11 protein-coding genes and 1 pseudogene are annotated in these 14,908 nt (G+C 68.2%); 8 read left to right on the forward strand and 4 right to left on the reverse strand.

Annotation, left to right across the window (positions count from 1 at the left end):
• Positions 1-108 precede the first annotated feature (108 nt).
• The 3 genes from ada (at position 109) to gshA (ending at position 4,265) form a co-directional block, all read left to right on the forward strand.
• The gene (gene ada / locus DIE08_RS33365) at positions 109-1,200 is read left to right on the forward strand and encodes a bifunctional DNA-binding transcriptional regulator/O6-methylguanine-DNA methyltransferase Ada (RefSeq protein WP_124906050.1); all 1,092 of its coding nucleotides are present in this window, start codon (positions 109-111) and stop codon (positions 1,198-1,200) included.
• Positions 1,197-2,171: a DNA-3-methyladenine glycosylase gene (locus DIE08_RS33370; RefSeq protein ID WP_124906052.1), complete on the forward strand. Its 975-nt coding sequence runs from the start codon at positions 1,197-1,199 to the stop codon at positions 2,169-2,171. Before ada ends, DIE08_RS33370 begins: the two co-directional genes overlap by 4 nt.
• Before the next feature lie 480 nt (positions 2,172-2,651).
• A complete protein-coding gene (gene gshA, locus DIE08_RS33380; protein ID WP_185715939.1) occupies positions 2,652-4,265 on the forward strand; it encodes a glutamate--cysteine ligase in 1,614 nt (537 codons plus the stop codon).
• 91 nt (positions 4,266-4,356) lie between these two features.
• On the opposite strand, the gene DIE08_RS33385 is transcribed toward gshA, so the two are convergent.
• On the reverse strand, positions 4,357-4,668 hold the full coding sequence (locus DIE08_RS33385; RefSeq protein ID WP_124906056.1) for a DUF4148 domain-containing protein: 312 nt from the start codon (positions 4,666-4,668) through the stop codon (positions 4,357-4,359).
• Positions 4,669-5,275: 607 nt separating this feature from the next.
• On the opposite strand from DIE08_RS33385, the gene DIE08_RS33390 reads away from it, so the two are divergent.
• On the forward strand, positions 5,276-6,916 hold the full coding sequence (locus tag DIE08_RS33390) for an L-lactate permease (RefSeq protein ID WP_124906058.1): 1,641 nt from the start codon (positions 5,276-5,278) through the stop codon (positions 6,914-6,916).
• A gap of 120 nt (positions 6,917-7,036) precedes the next feature.
• On the opposite strand, the gene DIE08_RS33395 is transcribed toward DIE08_RS33390, so the two are convergent.
• The gene (locus tag DIE08_RS33395; protein ID WP_124906060.1) at positions 7,037-7,945 is read right to left on the reverse strand and encodes a LysR family transcriptional regulator; all 909 of its coding nucleotides are present in this window, start codon (positions 7,943-7,945) and stop codon (positions 7,037-7,039) included.
• Positions 7,946-8,174: 229 nt separating this feature from the next.
• On the opposite strand from DIE08_RS33395, the gene DIE08_RS33400 reads away from it, so the two are divergent.
• Positions 8,175-10,346 carry a phosphocholine-specific phospholipase C gene (locus tag DIE08_RS33400; protein ID WP_124906062.1) on the forward strand — a complete coding sequence of 724 codons (2,172 nt, stop codon included), beginning with the start codon at positions 8,175-8,177 and terminating at the stop codon, positions 10,344-10,346.
• A 184-nt stretch (positions 10,347-10,530) separates the two neighbouring features.
• A complete protein-coding gene (locus DIE08_RS33405) occupies positions 10,531-11,259 on the forward strand; it encodes a phosphonate utilization associated transcriptional regulator (protein WP_059602994.1) in 729 nt (242 codons plus the stop codon).
• A 93-nt stretch (positions 11,260-11,352) separates the two neighbouring features.
• Here DIE08_RS33405 and DIE08_RS33410 read toward each other — a convergent pair whose 3' ends face one another.
• The gene (locus DIE08_RS33410) at positions 11,353-12,741 is read right to left on the reverse strand and encodes an FAD-dependent oxidoreductase (protein WP_124906064.1); all 1,389 of its coding nucleotides are present in this window, start codon (positions 12,739-12,741) and stop codon (positions 11,353-11,355) included.
• A 105-nt stretch (positions 12,742-12,846) separates the two neighbouring features.
• Positions 12,847-13,191, reverse strand: a pseudogene (locus DIE08_RS33415) (2-aminoethylphosphonate--pyruvate transaminase); the annotation flags it as partial.
• Between the two features lie 151 nt (positions 13,192-13,342).
• On the opposite strand from DIE08_RS33415, the gene phnA reads away from it, so the two are divergent.
• Positions 13,343-14,581 (forward strand): phosphonoacetate hydrolase, encoded by a 1,239-nt coding sequence (gene phnA, locus DIE08_RS33420; RefSeq protein WP_124906066.1) that lies wholly within the window; start codon positions 13,343-13,345, stop codon positions 14,579-14,581.
• A 27-nt stretch (positions 14,582-14,608) separates the two neighbouring features.
• Positions 14,609-14,908 (forward strand): aldehyde dehydrogenase family protein (locus tag DIE08_RS33425; RefSeq protein WP_124906068.1); only part of this gene is annotated, 300 nt, incomplete at its 3' end.

The raw sequence follows: 14,908 nt of genomic DNA on the forward strand, positions 1-14,908 counted from the left end.
TTAGTCTCGGGTTTCGCCGGCGCGAATCACAGAGCAAGATTCAGGGCGCGACGGCCCATGCCGATGTCTAGAGTAGGCACCATCTACACTGGAGAGTGCGAGGTTCAGATGAAAGCCGCCTATTCGACCGACGATGCCCGCTGGGGCGCCGTGACCGCCCGCGATCCGCATGCGGACGGCGCGTTCTTCTATGCCGTGCGCACGACCGGCGTGTTCTGCCGCCCGAGCTGCGCGTCACGGCTGCCGCGGCGCGAGCACGTGTCCTTCTTTGCCGATCCGGCCGCCGCGCGTGCGGCCGGCTTCCGCCCATGCAAGCGCTGCCAGCCGGAAGGGTTGCCGCGCGAGCTCGAGATCGTCAACCGCGCGTGCGCGGTGCTCGACGCGCATTCGGAGCGGCTCACGCTGCAGCAGCTGAGCGACGCCGTGCACGTGAGCCCGTTCCACCTGCAGCGGCTGTTCAAGCGCGTGGTCGGCGTGTCGCCGCGGCAGTATCAGGCCGCGCAGCGCGGCGCTGCCTTGCGCGAGGCGCTGCAAAGCGGGCAGCCGGTCACGCAGGCGGCCGTCGACGCGGGGTTCAACTCGCCGTCGCGGCTCTACGCATCGGTGCCGCGCGAGCTGGGCATGGCGCCGTCCGCGTTCCGTCGTCAGGGCGCCGGCTCGAGAATCGATTATGCGACCGCGTCGACGCCGCTCGGCACGGTGCTCGTCGCCGCGACCGAACAGGGCATCTGCCGGATCGCGTTCGGCGACGAACCGGCGTCGCTCGTCGGCGAATTGAAGGACGCGTTCGCGCGTGCCGAGCTGGTCGAATCGCCGTCGCGGCTTGCGCCGTTCGTCGCGCAGATCCGCGCGTATCTGGACGGCACGCGGCACGCGTTCGACCTGCCGCTCGACATTGCGCCGACCGCGTTCCAGCAGCGCGTGTGGGAAGCGCTGACGCACATCCCGTACGGGCAAACGCGCAGCTATTCGGAGATTGCCGAGGCGCTGGGTTCGCCGCGCGCGGTGCGGGCTGTCGCATCGGCCTGCGCGTCGAACCCGGTCGCGCTCGCGATCCCGTGCCACCGTGTCGTGCAGAAGGGCGGCGCGCTCGCCGGCTATCGCTGGGGCGTGCGCCGCAAGGCGACGCTGCTCGCGTCCGAGGCGCGCCACGTGCGCGACGATGAAACCGAAGCCGTTGCGGAGGGCAACGCAGTTTGAGCATCGACAAAACCACCACGACATCGATCGCGAACGGCGGCCACGTGCCGCCGTCCGTGCAGATGGCGCTGCGCTTCAAGGCGCCGTACGACTGGGCGCGCGTGCTGCGCTTCTTCAGCGGACGGGCGATTCCGGGTGTCGAACAGGTCGTCGACGGCATGTATCGCCGGATCGTCGATCTGAACGGCGACGCGGGCAGGCTCGTCGTCACGAAGCATCCGCGCCGGCATTGCCTGATCGCGACGCTCGAAGGGGCGGCCGCGCGGCATGTCGACGATGCATTCGCGCAGCGCGTCGCATCGATGTTCGACCTTGGCGCCGACCCGGCCGCGATCGGCGGCGGACTCGCGCGCGACCCGTGGTTCGCGCCGCTCGTCGAGGCCGCGCCGGGGCTGCGCGTGCCGGGCGCCTGGTCGGGATTCGAGCTCGCGGTGCGCGCGATCGTCGGCCAGCAGGTGAGCGTGAAGGCGGCGACGACGATCGTCGGCCGGCTCGTCCAGCGGGCCGGCGAGCGCGTCGTGCACGACGACGGCATGGCGGCGCCGGACGGCGCCCCCGCTTGGCGATTTCCGACGCCGGACGCGCTCGCCGCATGCGATCTGGAGAAGATCGGGATGCCGGGCAAGCGGGCCGCGGCGCTGACGGGCATGGCGCGCGCGGTGGCGGCCGGCCACGTGCCGCTCGATCCCGCGCAGGCCGATCTTGCGACGCTGCGTCGCGCGTGGCTCGACCTGCCCGGCATCGGCCCGTGGACCGTCGAATACATCGCGATGCGCGCGTGGCGCGACCCGGACGCGTGGCCGGCGTCCGATCTGGTGCTGATGCAGTCGATCGCGGCGCGCGATCCGTCGCTCGACCGGCTCGCGAGCCAGAAAAGCCGGACCGAAGGCTGGCGGCCGTGGCGTGCGTATGCGGCGCTTCATTTGTGGAACGACGTGGCGGACCGGGCCGGCGGCGCGCGCGGCGGATGACGGTCTTGGCCGCAGGCCGGCGGGTGCGACCGGGCAGGGCCGCGACGCAACGCGCAAGGGGCATCACGCCGGCAGCGATCGGTCGGTGATCCTCATGGTTGCGACGTTTGACGGTGATCAACCCGCTCCGGTGTCTGACGCCCCGGCGCGTACGCTTGGCCCGGCCGTGACGACGATGCATCGCGGCTTCGGCTGAACGGGTTGCACCTGACGGCGCTGCCGTGCTCGTCGCTCACGTTCCCTCCGATGAATGTCGCGTGATTGTTGCGTCCGTCGGTGCCGACGACGGTCAGTCGTGCGCGCGGCGTTCGTTGCCATCGTCCCGCCCGACGGCCCGCCGCGGCCGGCGCGCACCGCCCGGCGCCACCTCAAGCGCGTGTTACGGCGAGATGTTAAAGTGCCCGCTACCAACGAAGCGACCAATAATCCAGCCGGCCGCGCGCGGCATTTCGCGCGCGGCCGTCACGCACTTGCGTCTCCATGTCGAACACCATGACTCACCGCCAGTCCGAACTGCTGCTGAATCGTCTCGAAGCGCTGAGCTCGGGCCCGACGCGGCAGCATCTGCCCGACGGCCTGCGCGGCATCGAAAAGGAAAGCCTGCGCGTGACGCGCGACGGGATGATCGCGTTCACGCCGCATCCGCGCGCGCTCGGTTCAGCCCTCACGCACCCGTCATTGACGACCGACTATTCCGAAGCGCTGATCGAACTGATCACGCCGGCGGAAGGCGACGCGTCGATCACGCTCGAACGTCTCGACGATCTGCACCGCTACGTGTATGCGTCGCTCGGCGACGAGATGCTGTGGAACGACTCGATGCCGGGCCTGCTGCCGGCCGACGATGAAATTCCGATCGCCGACTACGGCACGTCGAACATCGGCCGCCTGAAGACGGTGTACCGCCGCGGCCTCGCGTATCGCTACGGCCGCACGATGCAGTGCATCGCCGGCATCCACTACAACTACTCGCTGCACGAGGAAGTGTGGCGGCGCCTGCATGCGGAAGAGGGCTCGACGGCCACGCTCGTCGACTACCAGTCGGAGCGCTATCTCGCGCAGATCCGCAACTTCCGCCGCCGCAGCTGGCTCTTGATGTACCTGTTCGGCGCATCGCCCGCGCTCGACGCGAAATTCCTGCGCGGCAAGCCGCACAAGCTCGACGCGTTCGATGCCGATACGCTGTACCGGCCGTACGCGACCAGCCTGCGGATGAGCGACCTCGGTTACTCGAACACGACCGCGCAGGCCGCGCTGCACGTCGACTACAACACGCTGCCTGGCTATCTCGATGCGCTGTCGAAGGCCGTGAGCGAGCCGTATCCGCCGTACGAGGCGATCGGCACGCATCGCGACGGCGAGTGGATCCAGATCAACACGAACGTGCTGCAGATCGAGAACGAGTTCTACTCGACGATCCGGCCGAAGCGCGTCACGTATTCGGGCGAGCGTCCGCTGCATGCGCTCGCGTCGCGCGGCGTGCAGTACATCGAAGTGCGCTGCCTCGACATCGATCCGTTCGAGCCGACCGGCATCGCGCTGGAGACCGCACGCTTCATCGACGCGTTCCTGCTTGCCTGCGCGCTCGACGAGAGCCCCGCGCTCGACTGCGACGCGTACAAGGAAGCGAATGCGAACTTTGGCAGCGTGACGATGGAAGGGCGCAAGCCGGGGCTCACGCTGGTGCGCGACGGCCAGCCGGTCACGCTGCAGGCGTGGGCGGACGACCTGATGGCCGATATCGAGACCGTCGGGCGCCGTCTGGACGAGATCCGCGGCGGCGACGAGCATGCGCGTGCGATTGCCGCGCAGCGCGAGAAACTCGCCGATCCGGAGCGCACGCCGTCGGCGCGCGTGCTGCGCACGATGCGCGAGAACGGTCAGTCGTTCCTCGCGTTCGCGCTCGCGCACAGCGAGGCGCACGCCGCGCATTTCCGCGCGAACCCGCCGTCGGCGGAGACGATGCGCACCGAGCAGGCGCTCGCGGCGAAGTCGCTGGCCGAGCAGGCCGAACTGGAAGCGAAGGAGGCCGGATCGTTCGATGCGTTCGTCGCGGCCTATCGTGCCTATACGCTGAACCGCTTCAGCGTTTGATGGCCGCCGCCCGCTGCGCGTCGCGCGGCGGGCAGGCCGGCGGCGGGCCGGATGGTGGCGCGGTCACGCGCCCGGCCGGGTTTCAGCCGCTTCAGTGATGCGCGTATGTGTCGCGATCGGCCACGCGCGGCAGCGCCGGCTTCCCTGATTCCACATTCGCGTGGCCGTCGTTGCCGTGGCCGGCCGCATCGCCGCGCGCCTGCGCGGCGCGCTGCATGACCGCCTGCATGTTTTGCGGAAAGTCGGGACCGCTGGCGAGGCTCGGCCGATAGCCGGCGGCCTGCAGTTCCGCGAGTTCCTGGCGAACTTGCGCGCGCGTCAGCGTCGACTCAGCCTGAGCCTGGGCGGCGACGGCCGAGCCGATCAGCACCAACGCGTACGCCGCAAGTTTCATGGTTTTCATCGTGTTTGCTCCGTGAGCGTTCCGGAGCCGCGCCTTCGTCGGCGCGGGCGGAATCGATGCAGCGAGTCTAGGCTTCGGATGCCAAACGAAACACCCCGCGTCCCGTCAGTCACCTTTTCCGGTCGAGCAACATTGCGCCGGCGGATTGCTGGCGCGCGCGTCAGCGGGTCGCCAGCCGCCGTTCAACGTGCGGCGGATGCGTGTATCGGCACCGCGCGCATCGGGCTTGTCCTCCTTGTGGAAGCGCAATGCGCCTCCTAACCTCTTTTAAGCGACCGATCGGTTGGCGCTGCGGCATGGTTGCGTGCGCAAGCGTCGGATGATCGTTGCGGCCGTGGAACAGACGTTCGAACGGGATCGAGGTGTGCGCAGGCGCTGATGCGCGAGCCCCGGTCTACCGCGAAGCATGGGACCGGGGTAAGTGCTGAAGCGTCAGCCCCGGTCGACCGCGAAGCATGGGACCGGGGTAAGTGCTGAAGCGTCAACTCCGGTCGACCGCGAAGCATGGGACCGGAGTAAGCGCTAAAGCGCCAACTCCGGTCGACCGCGAAGCATGGGACCGGAGTAAGGCGCTAAAGCGCCAACTCCGGTCGACAACGGAGACACGATGAATCCCACCGCAGCCCTGCCGCCCGGCATCCTGTTCGCGCAGCCGTTGACGCCCGTCGCCAACTCGCTGTTCCTGTCTTTCCTCGTCGCCGTGATCCCGATCGCAGTCGCGCTGATCGCGCTCGGCGTGCTGCGCCGGCCAGCGTGGCAGGCGTCGCTCGCCGGCCTCGTCGCCGGCCTCGCGGTCGCGATCGGTGCGTGGGGCATGCCGGCCGGCCTCGCGTTCGACGCGGTCGGCGCCGGCATGGCGCTCGCCGTCGTGCCGGTGATGTGGATCGTGTTCAACGCCCTGCTGCTGTACAACATCGCGGTGAAGTCGGGCCGCTTCGACCAGTTCCGGCAGTGGATGCTCGACAACCTGCCCGACGACCGCCGCCTCGTGCTGCTCGTCGTCGCGTTCTCGTTCGGCTGTTTGCTCGAAGGGATATCCGGGTTCGGCACGCCGGTCGCGATCACCAGCGCGCTCCTGATCGCGCTCGGCTTCCCCGCGCTCGAAGCGCTCACCTACACGCTGCTGTTCAATACGGCACCGGTCGCGTTCGGCGCGCTCGGCGTGCCGATCACCGTGCTCGGCGCGGTCACGTCGCTGCCGCCCGCGACGCTCGGCGCGATGGTCGGCCGGCAACTGCCGTTCTTCGCGCTGCTGCTGCCGTTCTACGTGGTCGGCGCGTACGGCGGCCTGCGCTCGATCTCGAAGCTGTGGCCCGCGCTGCTCGTGTCGGGCGGCAGCTTTGCGATCGCGCAGTTCGTCACGTCGAACTTCCTCGGCTACCAGCTCACCGACGTGCTGTCGTCGCTCACGTCGCTGATCGTCACGATCGGCTTCCTGCAGGTGTGGAAGCCGCAGCCCGATCCGCAATACGCGCTCGCACGCAGCGCGCCCGCCGCGGCCGGCGCCGCGCGCGCGGGCTTCGGCGGCTGGCTGCCGTGGATCGTCGTGTCGGTGGTCGTGATCGTCTGGGTGCATGCGAACGTCGCGGCGATCGGCGACGTGAAGATCAAGTGGCCGGGCCTGCACAACGCGGTGTTCGTGTCGCTGTATCACAAGCCGTATGCGGCGATCTGGGACTTCCAGCCGCTCGGCACGGGCACCGCGATCCTGCTCTCGGCGGTCATCACGGCCGTGCTGACGCGCACCGGCGTCGGCGCGTTCTTCGAATGCGTGGTCAAGACCTGGCGGCAGACGTGGATCGCGATCATCACGGTGATGATGATCGTCGGGCTTGCGTATTTGCTGAACTACTCGGGCATCAGCTACACGCTCGGCACCGGCGTCGCGTCGACCGGCGCGCTGTTCCCGCTCGTGTCGGCGTCGCTCGGCTGGATCGCGGTGTTCCTGTCCGGCAGCGACACGTCCGGCAATGCGCTGTTCGGCAACCTGCAGGTGGTCGCGGCGCGGCAGCTCGGCTTCGATCCGGTATTGATGGCCGCGACCAACTCGTCGGGCGGCGTGATGGGCAAGATGATCTCGCCGCAGAACATCGCCACGGGCGTGTCGACGACCGATCTGAAGGGGCAGGAAGGCGTCGTGTTCGCGCGCACGTTCTGGCACAGCGTGATCCTCACGCTGCTGCTCGGCGTGCTCGTGTTCCTGCAGCAGCACGTGTTCACGTGGATGATTCCGGCGCTGCCGAAGTAACACACGGCGGGAAGCAAGAAGGAAGGCGCGAGGAAAACCACGAGGGAAGGCCCGGGACAAGCGCCGGACATGACCACGGATGCGCAGGGAAATGCGCGAACCCGGTGAACGCGCGGCGGCTCAGCGCGCGTTCACCGGCCGCGTCGCGTGCGTTGGCTCGTGCGGCGTGGTCTGCGCCGGCAGGATGCACGCGAGGAACGCATCGATCGCGGGGCTCTGGCGGCGCGCCTTCAGGTAGTACACATATTCGTCGATCGTCGTGTCGACACCGCGCAGCGCGACGACGCGCAGGTCCGGATGACGCTCGGCCTCTCCGCGCGGAAACAGGCTGCCGCCCACGCCATGCAGGATCGCCTCGCGGATCGCTTCGCGGCTGCCGATCTCGGCGACCGACGTGGGCGCGACCCCGGCCGCCGCGAGGATCGTCTCCGTGCAGCGGCGTGTGACCGACCCTTCCTCGCGAATCAGCAGCCGCACGTTCGCGAGCTGCGCGGCGTCGATCGTGTCGAAGCGCGCGAGCGGATGGTCGCGATGCACGACGAGCACGAGCGGATCGGTGGAGATCACCTTGCATTCGAGGCCTTCCGCGTCATTGCGCTGCGACGACACGGCAAGGTCGATGCGGAATTCCTGCAGCGCCTGCAGGATTTCCTCGGAATTGCCGATCCGGCACGTGAGTGCGATCGACGGATGCGCATGCGAGAAGCGGCCGACCGCGTCCATGATGTAGTACGGCCCGGTCGCACCGATCCGCAGGTGTCCTTCGAACAGGCCGCCGACGTTGCGCAGCATGATGTCGGCCTGCGCCTCGAGCGAGATCATCTTCTCGACGAGCGGCAGGAGCTCGATGCCGGTTTCAGTGACTTCGAGCCTGCGGCCGCTGCGATAGAACAGCTCGACGCCGTACAACTGCTCGACCTGCCGGATCTGCGCGGCGATCGTCGGCTGGCTGACGCCCAGGTGGCGCGCGGCGCGCGTGATGCTGCCCTGCCGGACGGTCGCGTGGAACGCCTTCAGCTGATCGAACACGACTCGGCTTCTCCCCCCTCTTCATCGCGCGTCAGCGTAGCGCAGGCATGTGTCGGCCGGATGAAAGGCGCGCCGGGCGCTGCTTCGAAAAAAAGCTGGGGGTGAGCGCAAGAAACCTGCTGGAACCGGTCACGGCCGGGACACGCCGGTGCGGAGTAATAGCGGCAACGCACCGACCGCCGGCCCCGCTCGACCGGCGCCACCCTTACCGACCCACAGGATCCTCTTCATGTCCGCCACCAATCGACGCGATTTCCTGCGCCTTGCCGCCCAGTCCGCCGGCGCGATGGCCGCCTACGCCGGTTTCCCGCCCGCGATCCGCAAGGCACTGGCCATGCCGGCCGCCTATCGCACCGGCACGATCCGCGACGTCGAACACGTCGTCATCTTCATGCAGGAAAACCGCTCGTTTGACCATTACTTCGGCGGGCTGCGCGGCGTGCGCGGCTTCAACGACCCGCGCCCGCACCTGCTGCCGAGCGGTGCGCCGGTGTGGCAGCAGCCGCCGGCGTCGGTGTTCACGAAGAACTACCATTCGCGCGGGCTCGACCCGTCCGCGCCGTACGTGCTGCCGTTCTACCTCGACCCGAAGCAGACGACCGAATTCCAGCCGGGCACCAACCACGGCTGGAGCAGCGGCCACCTGTCCTGGAACAACGGCCAATGGGACCAGTGGGTGAACCAGAAGCAGGACGTGCTGACGATGGGCTACCTGAAGCGCCAGGATCTCACGTACCACTACGCATTGGCCGACGCGTTCACGATCTGCGACGCGTACTTCTGCTCCGCGCACGCCGACACGGCACCGAACCGCATCTACCTGTGGACCGGCACGATCGACTCGCGCAACGTGTACGGCACGCAGCCGAACGGCCCCGGCATCGGCGAGCGCAACAACACGAACGGCTACACGTGGACGACCTACGCGGAACGTCTCGAGAACGCGAAGATCAGCTGGAAGGTGTACCAGGGCGGCACGGGCATCCCGGGCGACCCGACCGACAACTACACCGACAATTCGCTGATGTTCTTCAAGAAGTTCCAGGTGAAGGAAGGCGCGAGCGGCCCGCTGGTCGACAAGGGCGCGTCGGACCACACGCTCGCCGAGCTGAAGGCCGACGTGCAGGCGAACCGGCTGCCGCAGGTGTCGTGGATCGTCGCGCCGTACAAGTACAGCGAGCACCCGCAGGCGTCGCCGACCGACGGCGCGTTCTACATCAACATGGTGCTCGAGGCGCTGACGTCGAATCCCGAGGTGTGGGCGAAGACGGTGTTCATCCTCAACTACGACGAGAACGACGGGCTGTTCGACCACGTCGTGCCGCCGGTGCCGCCGGTCACGAGCGGGGCAGGCGGCCAGGGCATCGTGTCGTCGAACCTGCTGTCGAACCTCGGCGACGAACTGCTCGACCTGAACAAGTACCCGGGCGAGATGAGCCCGCTGGTGCCGGGCGCGGACCCGGGCGGCATCCAGCCGATCGGCCTCGGGCCGCGCGTGCCGCTGATCATCATTTCGCCGTGGACGAAGGGCGGCTGGGTCTGCTCGGAGACGTTCGACCACACGTCGGTGCTGCGTTTCCTCGAAGCGCGCTTCGGCGTGCAGGAGCCGAACATCAGCGCGTGGCGCCGGTCGATCTGCGGCGACCTCACGTCGGCATTCGACTTCTCCGCGCGGCCCGATACGCGCACGGTGAGCTTCACGGTGCCGCAGCACATCGCCACCGCCGGCCAGGCATACCAGGTGCCCGCGCAGCAGTCGATGCCGGCGCAGGAGCCCGGCACGCGTCCGGCGCGCGCGCTGCCGTACGAACTGTTCGTGCATGCCCGCGTGAACGGGCGCGATGACAGCGTGTCGCTCGACTTCGCGAACTCGGGTGACGCGGGCGCCGCGTTCTACGTGTACGACCGCCGCAATCCGGCGACGCCGCCGCGCCGCTACGCAGTGTCCTCGCACGACCGTTTCGCCGACACCTGGAGCACGTCGGCCGCGCGCGGCGACTACCATCTCGCCGCCTATGGCCCGAACGGCTATCTGTGCGAATTCCAGGGCAACACGCGGCTGGCCGCGGACGGCCGCCACGCGAACCCGGAAGCGAAGATCGGCTACGACGTGCGCAACCGCCACGTGTACCTGCAACTGCGCAACAGCGGTCGTGCGGCATGCCGCGTGGTCGTCGACAACGCATACAGCCACGCGCATGCGCGCACCTACACGCTGGAGCCGGGCGAGCGCATCGAGGATCACTTCGAGCTGTCGTCGAGCCACGGTTGGTACGATCTGACGATCACCGCGACGACGCTGCGCGGCGGCGACGACAAGGTCGTGCGCCGCTTCGCGGGCCACGTCGAGACGGGCCGGCCGAGCCAGAGCGATCCGGGGCCGGTCAAGCAGACGGCCTGACGGCTGGTCTGCGTCGTGCGGTTCGGCGTGCTCGCGCCGGCCGCACGATCATCGCATTCCGGCATAAGGCACTCGCCATTGGAAACTGAAAACTGTTGACAATATATCGGGGTGAGGGTATATAGCGATCATTCGCCGACATGGCGCCCTCGTTCTCATCCGCAGCTTCGCTGCCTGCCCGATCATGACTGCCCCGAACGCGCTCAACGCCATCGAACTCCTGCAAAGCCAGTCGCTCGCGATGCTTGTCCAGGACATGCTCGAGCGCGCGATCGTGTCCGGCGAATATGCGCCCGGCGAGAAACTCAACGAAGTCGATATCGCGACCAAGTTGAACGTGTCGCGCGGCCCCGTGCGTGAGGCGTTTCGCGCGCTCGAGCAGGCCGGGCTGCTGCGCAACGAGAAGAACCGCGGCGTGACGGTGCGCGTCGTGCCGCTGCGCGAGGCCGAGGAGATCTACGAAGTGCGCGCGATGCTCGACGAGTCGGTCGCGCGCGCGCTCGCGAAACGCATTTCGCCCGACACGCTGAAGGTGCTGAAGGGCATCATCCAGTCGATGAAGGATGCGGCGAAGACGCACGACGTCACGCGCTACACCGAGCTGAACGTGCAGTTCCACGACGCGATGGTGGTCGGTGTCGGCAATACGCACCTCACCGACACCTATCGCCGGCTCGTGCGCCAGCTCGGGCTGCTGCGCCAGGCCGCGATCGAGGCCGAGGAGGACGCCATCGCGGTGTCGGCGGCCGAGCACGACAAGATCGTGCAGGCGCTCGCGAGCGGTGACGAGGAAAAGACCGTCGCGCTCGTGCGCGAGCACGTCGCGCACGGCCTTGCGCGGATGCGCCGCACGCACGAGCAGGCGCTGCCCTCGGCGGGCAACGTGGCGCGTGAGAAAGCCGCGCGCGTGTGACGCGGCCGCACGGGCGGTCGTACCCAATGCAAAGGGACGCTTCGCAGCGTCCCTTTTTCATTGCACTTCGTTGCGCGTGACGTCATCGCATCGTCACGCCTTGTCGGCCTTGCCAGCCGCGCTCGCGAATTTCGCGAGCCACGTGTCGACCCTCGCCGGCCGTCGGCTCTCGTCTTCCGCGCGCTCCTTGCGGCGGATCGCATTGCGCACGACGTGCGCGCCGACATAGCGGATAGGCTCCGGCGGGAAATGGCCGAGCGGGCCGCGCACGATCGGACTGCGCGTCCAGACGTTGTCGAGGCCGAGCACCAGCGACGACAGGATCTGCCCGCCCATGTAGGTCGGCCCGACGCCGTTGCCCGAATAGCCGAAGCCGTAGAACACGTTCGGCGCGTCGTCTAGGCGGCCGAAAAACGGGAAGCCCGTCACCGAGCGATCCGAGGGGCCGTTCCAGCTCGCGGTGATCGGCACGCCCGCGAGCGACGGGAAGAATTCGCGCAGGCTCTGCGTGAGCTGCGCCTCGTACGGCGAGCGCCGGTCGAACACCGGCGCGATGCGGCTGCGCCACGAGAACGTGTTGCCGCCCTTGCCGAGCATCAGCCGCCCGTCGGCCGTCGTGCGGTAGTAGTACACGAAGATCCGCGAATCGAGCACCGACACACCGTCCACGAGGCCGGTCTGCTCGAGCAGTTCCGGGCATTTCTCCGTGATGACCATGTCGCTCGACACGACCGCGATCGTGCGTTCGAACTGCGGGAAGCGACTCGCCATCCACGCGTTGATCGCGAACACCAGCTTGCTCGCGCGCACGCTGCCGGACGGCGTGCGCACGACGGCCGGCTGCCCGGGCGTGAAGTCGACGAGCGGCGTGCGCTCGTAGATCCGGATGCCCATGTCGAGCGCGACGCGGCGCAGCCCGCGCACGAGCTTGCCCGGATGCACGGTCGCGGCGATCGGCGAGTACACGCCGTCGAGATTGCGTGCGGAGCCCGAGCGGCGGGCGACGTCGGCGGCCGGCAGAGGCTCGTAGCTGTGGATGCCGCACGCGGCGAGCGCGTCGAGCACCGGCGCGAGCGTGCCGACCTGCGCGCGCGACGTCGCGGTGTACAGCGTGCCGTCGAGCCGCAGCTCTGCATCGATGCGATGCGCGCGGCAGAAGTCGGCGATGTGCTGGACGGCCGCCTCCGACGCCTTCACGAGCCGGATCGCCTCCGCTTCGCCGAACAGGCGGCGCAGCGTCAGGAATTTCGCGGACCATGTGAGCAGGCACCCGCCGTTGCGCCCGCTCGCGCCGGCGCCGCACAGGTCGGCCTCGAGTATCGCGATGTCGAGCGCCGGGTTCTGCTGCTTCGCCTGGATCGCGGTCCAGAGCCCGGTGAAGCCGCCGCCGACGATACAGACATCGGCCTGCGTCGTGCCCTGCAGGGCGGGGGCGAGATCGCCGTCGTTGAACAGTGCTTGTTCGATCCAGAAGGGGCGCATCGGTTGTCGTGCCGGTAAGGGTCGGGCGCCGTGCCGCGCACGGCGGGGAAAGAAAGCGAAACCGCCGCACGGCGATGCGTGTCGTCGTGCGGCGGGTACATCGCGTCAGGCCGCGGCTTCGGCGGACACGCGGCGCACGCCCATCGCCTTCAGCGTGTCGGCGATCGCGACGACCGCGCCGACCGCGCTCGGAATGCCGGCTTCGCCGAAGTGGCCGATGCAGCCGACGCGGAACGTATTGACTGCCGGCAGCTTGCCCGGATACAGAACGTAGCCGCGCATTTTGACCTCCTGATAAAACCGCTTGAAATCGTAGTTTGGACCGTCCAGCGCATGGAACGTGACGATGATCGGCACCTGGATCGCCGGATCGACCAACGGCCGCAAGCCGTCGACCAGCGCGCGGCAGCTGTACCGATAGCGGCCGCCGTGTGCGGCGAGCCCGTCGTCCCGTCGTCCCTTCGACTTTTGCTTTCTGTCTTCTCCATATTGTTGACAATCTACAAATCATCGATTTTAATGTCAAGCATGGAAAACATCCTCCTCGGCGCGGTGCGGGCGCCGACAGCTCAACCCCTTCGAACCGAAAGGACTGACCGTCATGTCTGAAACGCCTGTATTCGTGGAAGTGAACGGCCGCCGCTACAACTGGATGAGCCGCCCCGTGGTGGTGGTCTGCGTCGATGGTTGCGCCTATGAATATCTCGAGACGGCGGCCGAGGCCGGCGTCGCGCCGTTCCTGCGCACGCTGCTCAAGCCGGGCACGGCGCTCAAGGGCGAGTGCGTGGTGCCGAGCTTCACCAACCCGAACAACCTGTCGATCGTTACCGGCGTGCCGCCGGCGATCCACGGGATAAGCGGCAACTACTTCTACGATCGCGACACCGGCGCCGAAGTGCTGATGAACGATCCGAAGTATCTCGTCGCGCCCACCGTGCTCGCGACCTTCGCCGAACGAGGCGCGCGCGTCGCGGTCGTCACCGCGAAGGACAAGCTGCGCCGCTTGCTCGGCAAGGGGCTCAAGGGCATCTGCTTCTCGTCGGAGAAGGCCAACGAGGCGAGCATCGAGGAAAACGGCATCGACAACGTGCTGGAACTGGTTGGCAAGCCGGTGCCGAGCGTGTACAGCGCGGAGCTGTCCGAGTTCGTGTTCGCGGCCGGCGTGCGCCTGCTCGAAACACGCCCGATCGACCTGATGTACCTGTCGACGACCGACTACGTGCAGCACAAGTGCGCGCCCGGCACGGGCGGCGCGAACGCGTTCTACCAGATGATGGACGCATACCTGAAGCGGTTCGACGAGCTCGGCGCGATCGTCGCGATCACGGCCGACCACGGGATGAACGCGAAGCACGACGGCGAGACCGGCGAGCCCAACGTAATCTACCTGCAGGAGCTGTTCGACGAGTGGCTCGGCCACGATGCCGCGCGCGTGATCCTGCCGATCACCGATCCGTACGTCGTGCACCACGGCGCGCTCGGCTCGTTCGCGACCGTCTACGTGCCGGATTCCGCCGACGCCGACGCGCTGCGCGCGCGGCTTGCCGCGGTGGACGGCATCGAGGTCGTGCTGACGGGTGCCGAGGGCTGCGCGCGCTTCGAGCTGCCGCCCGACCGGATGGGCGACCTGATCGTGATCTCGAAGCAGGACGTCGTGCTCGGCACGCGCCGCATCAAGCACGACCTGTCGGGCCTCGACGTGCCGCTGCGCTCGCACGGCGGGCTCTCCGAGCAGATCGTGCCGCTGATCTTCAGCAAGCCGGTCGCGACCGACGTCACGGCCCGCGCGCGGCTGCGCAACTTCGACATCATCGACATCGCGCTCAATCATCTGCAGTGACGCGTACGCACCCGTCAGGAAGACATCATGAACGACATTGCAGCATCGACGGAGGTCCGCTCGTTTCATCGTGAAGCACTGCGAATCGATGGGGAGCTGATTCATCGCGACGCGGTGATCGAGGTGCGCAACCCGTACGACGGAACGCTCGTCGGCACCGTGCCGAAGGCGACGCTCGATGACGTGCGATGCGCGTTCGCCGCCGCGCGTGCATACCGGCCGTCGCTCACGCGCCACGAGCGTGCGGCGGTCCTGCGCCGCGCGGCCGACATCGTGCGCGCGCGCACCGCCGAGATCGCGGCGCTGATCACGGCCGAGGCCGGGTTG

Origin of the sequence: Burkholderia sp. Bp9004 (genome assembly GCF_003858025.1) — a bacterium.
GTDB lineage: Bacteria > Pseudomonadota > Gammaproteobacteria > Burkholderiales > Burkholderiaceae > Burkholderia > Burkholderia diffusa.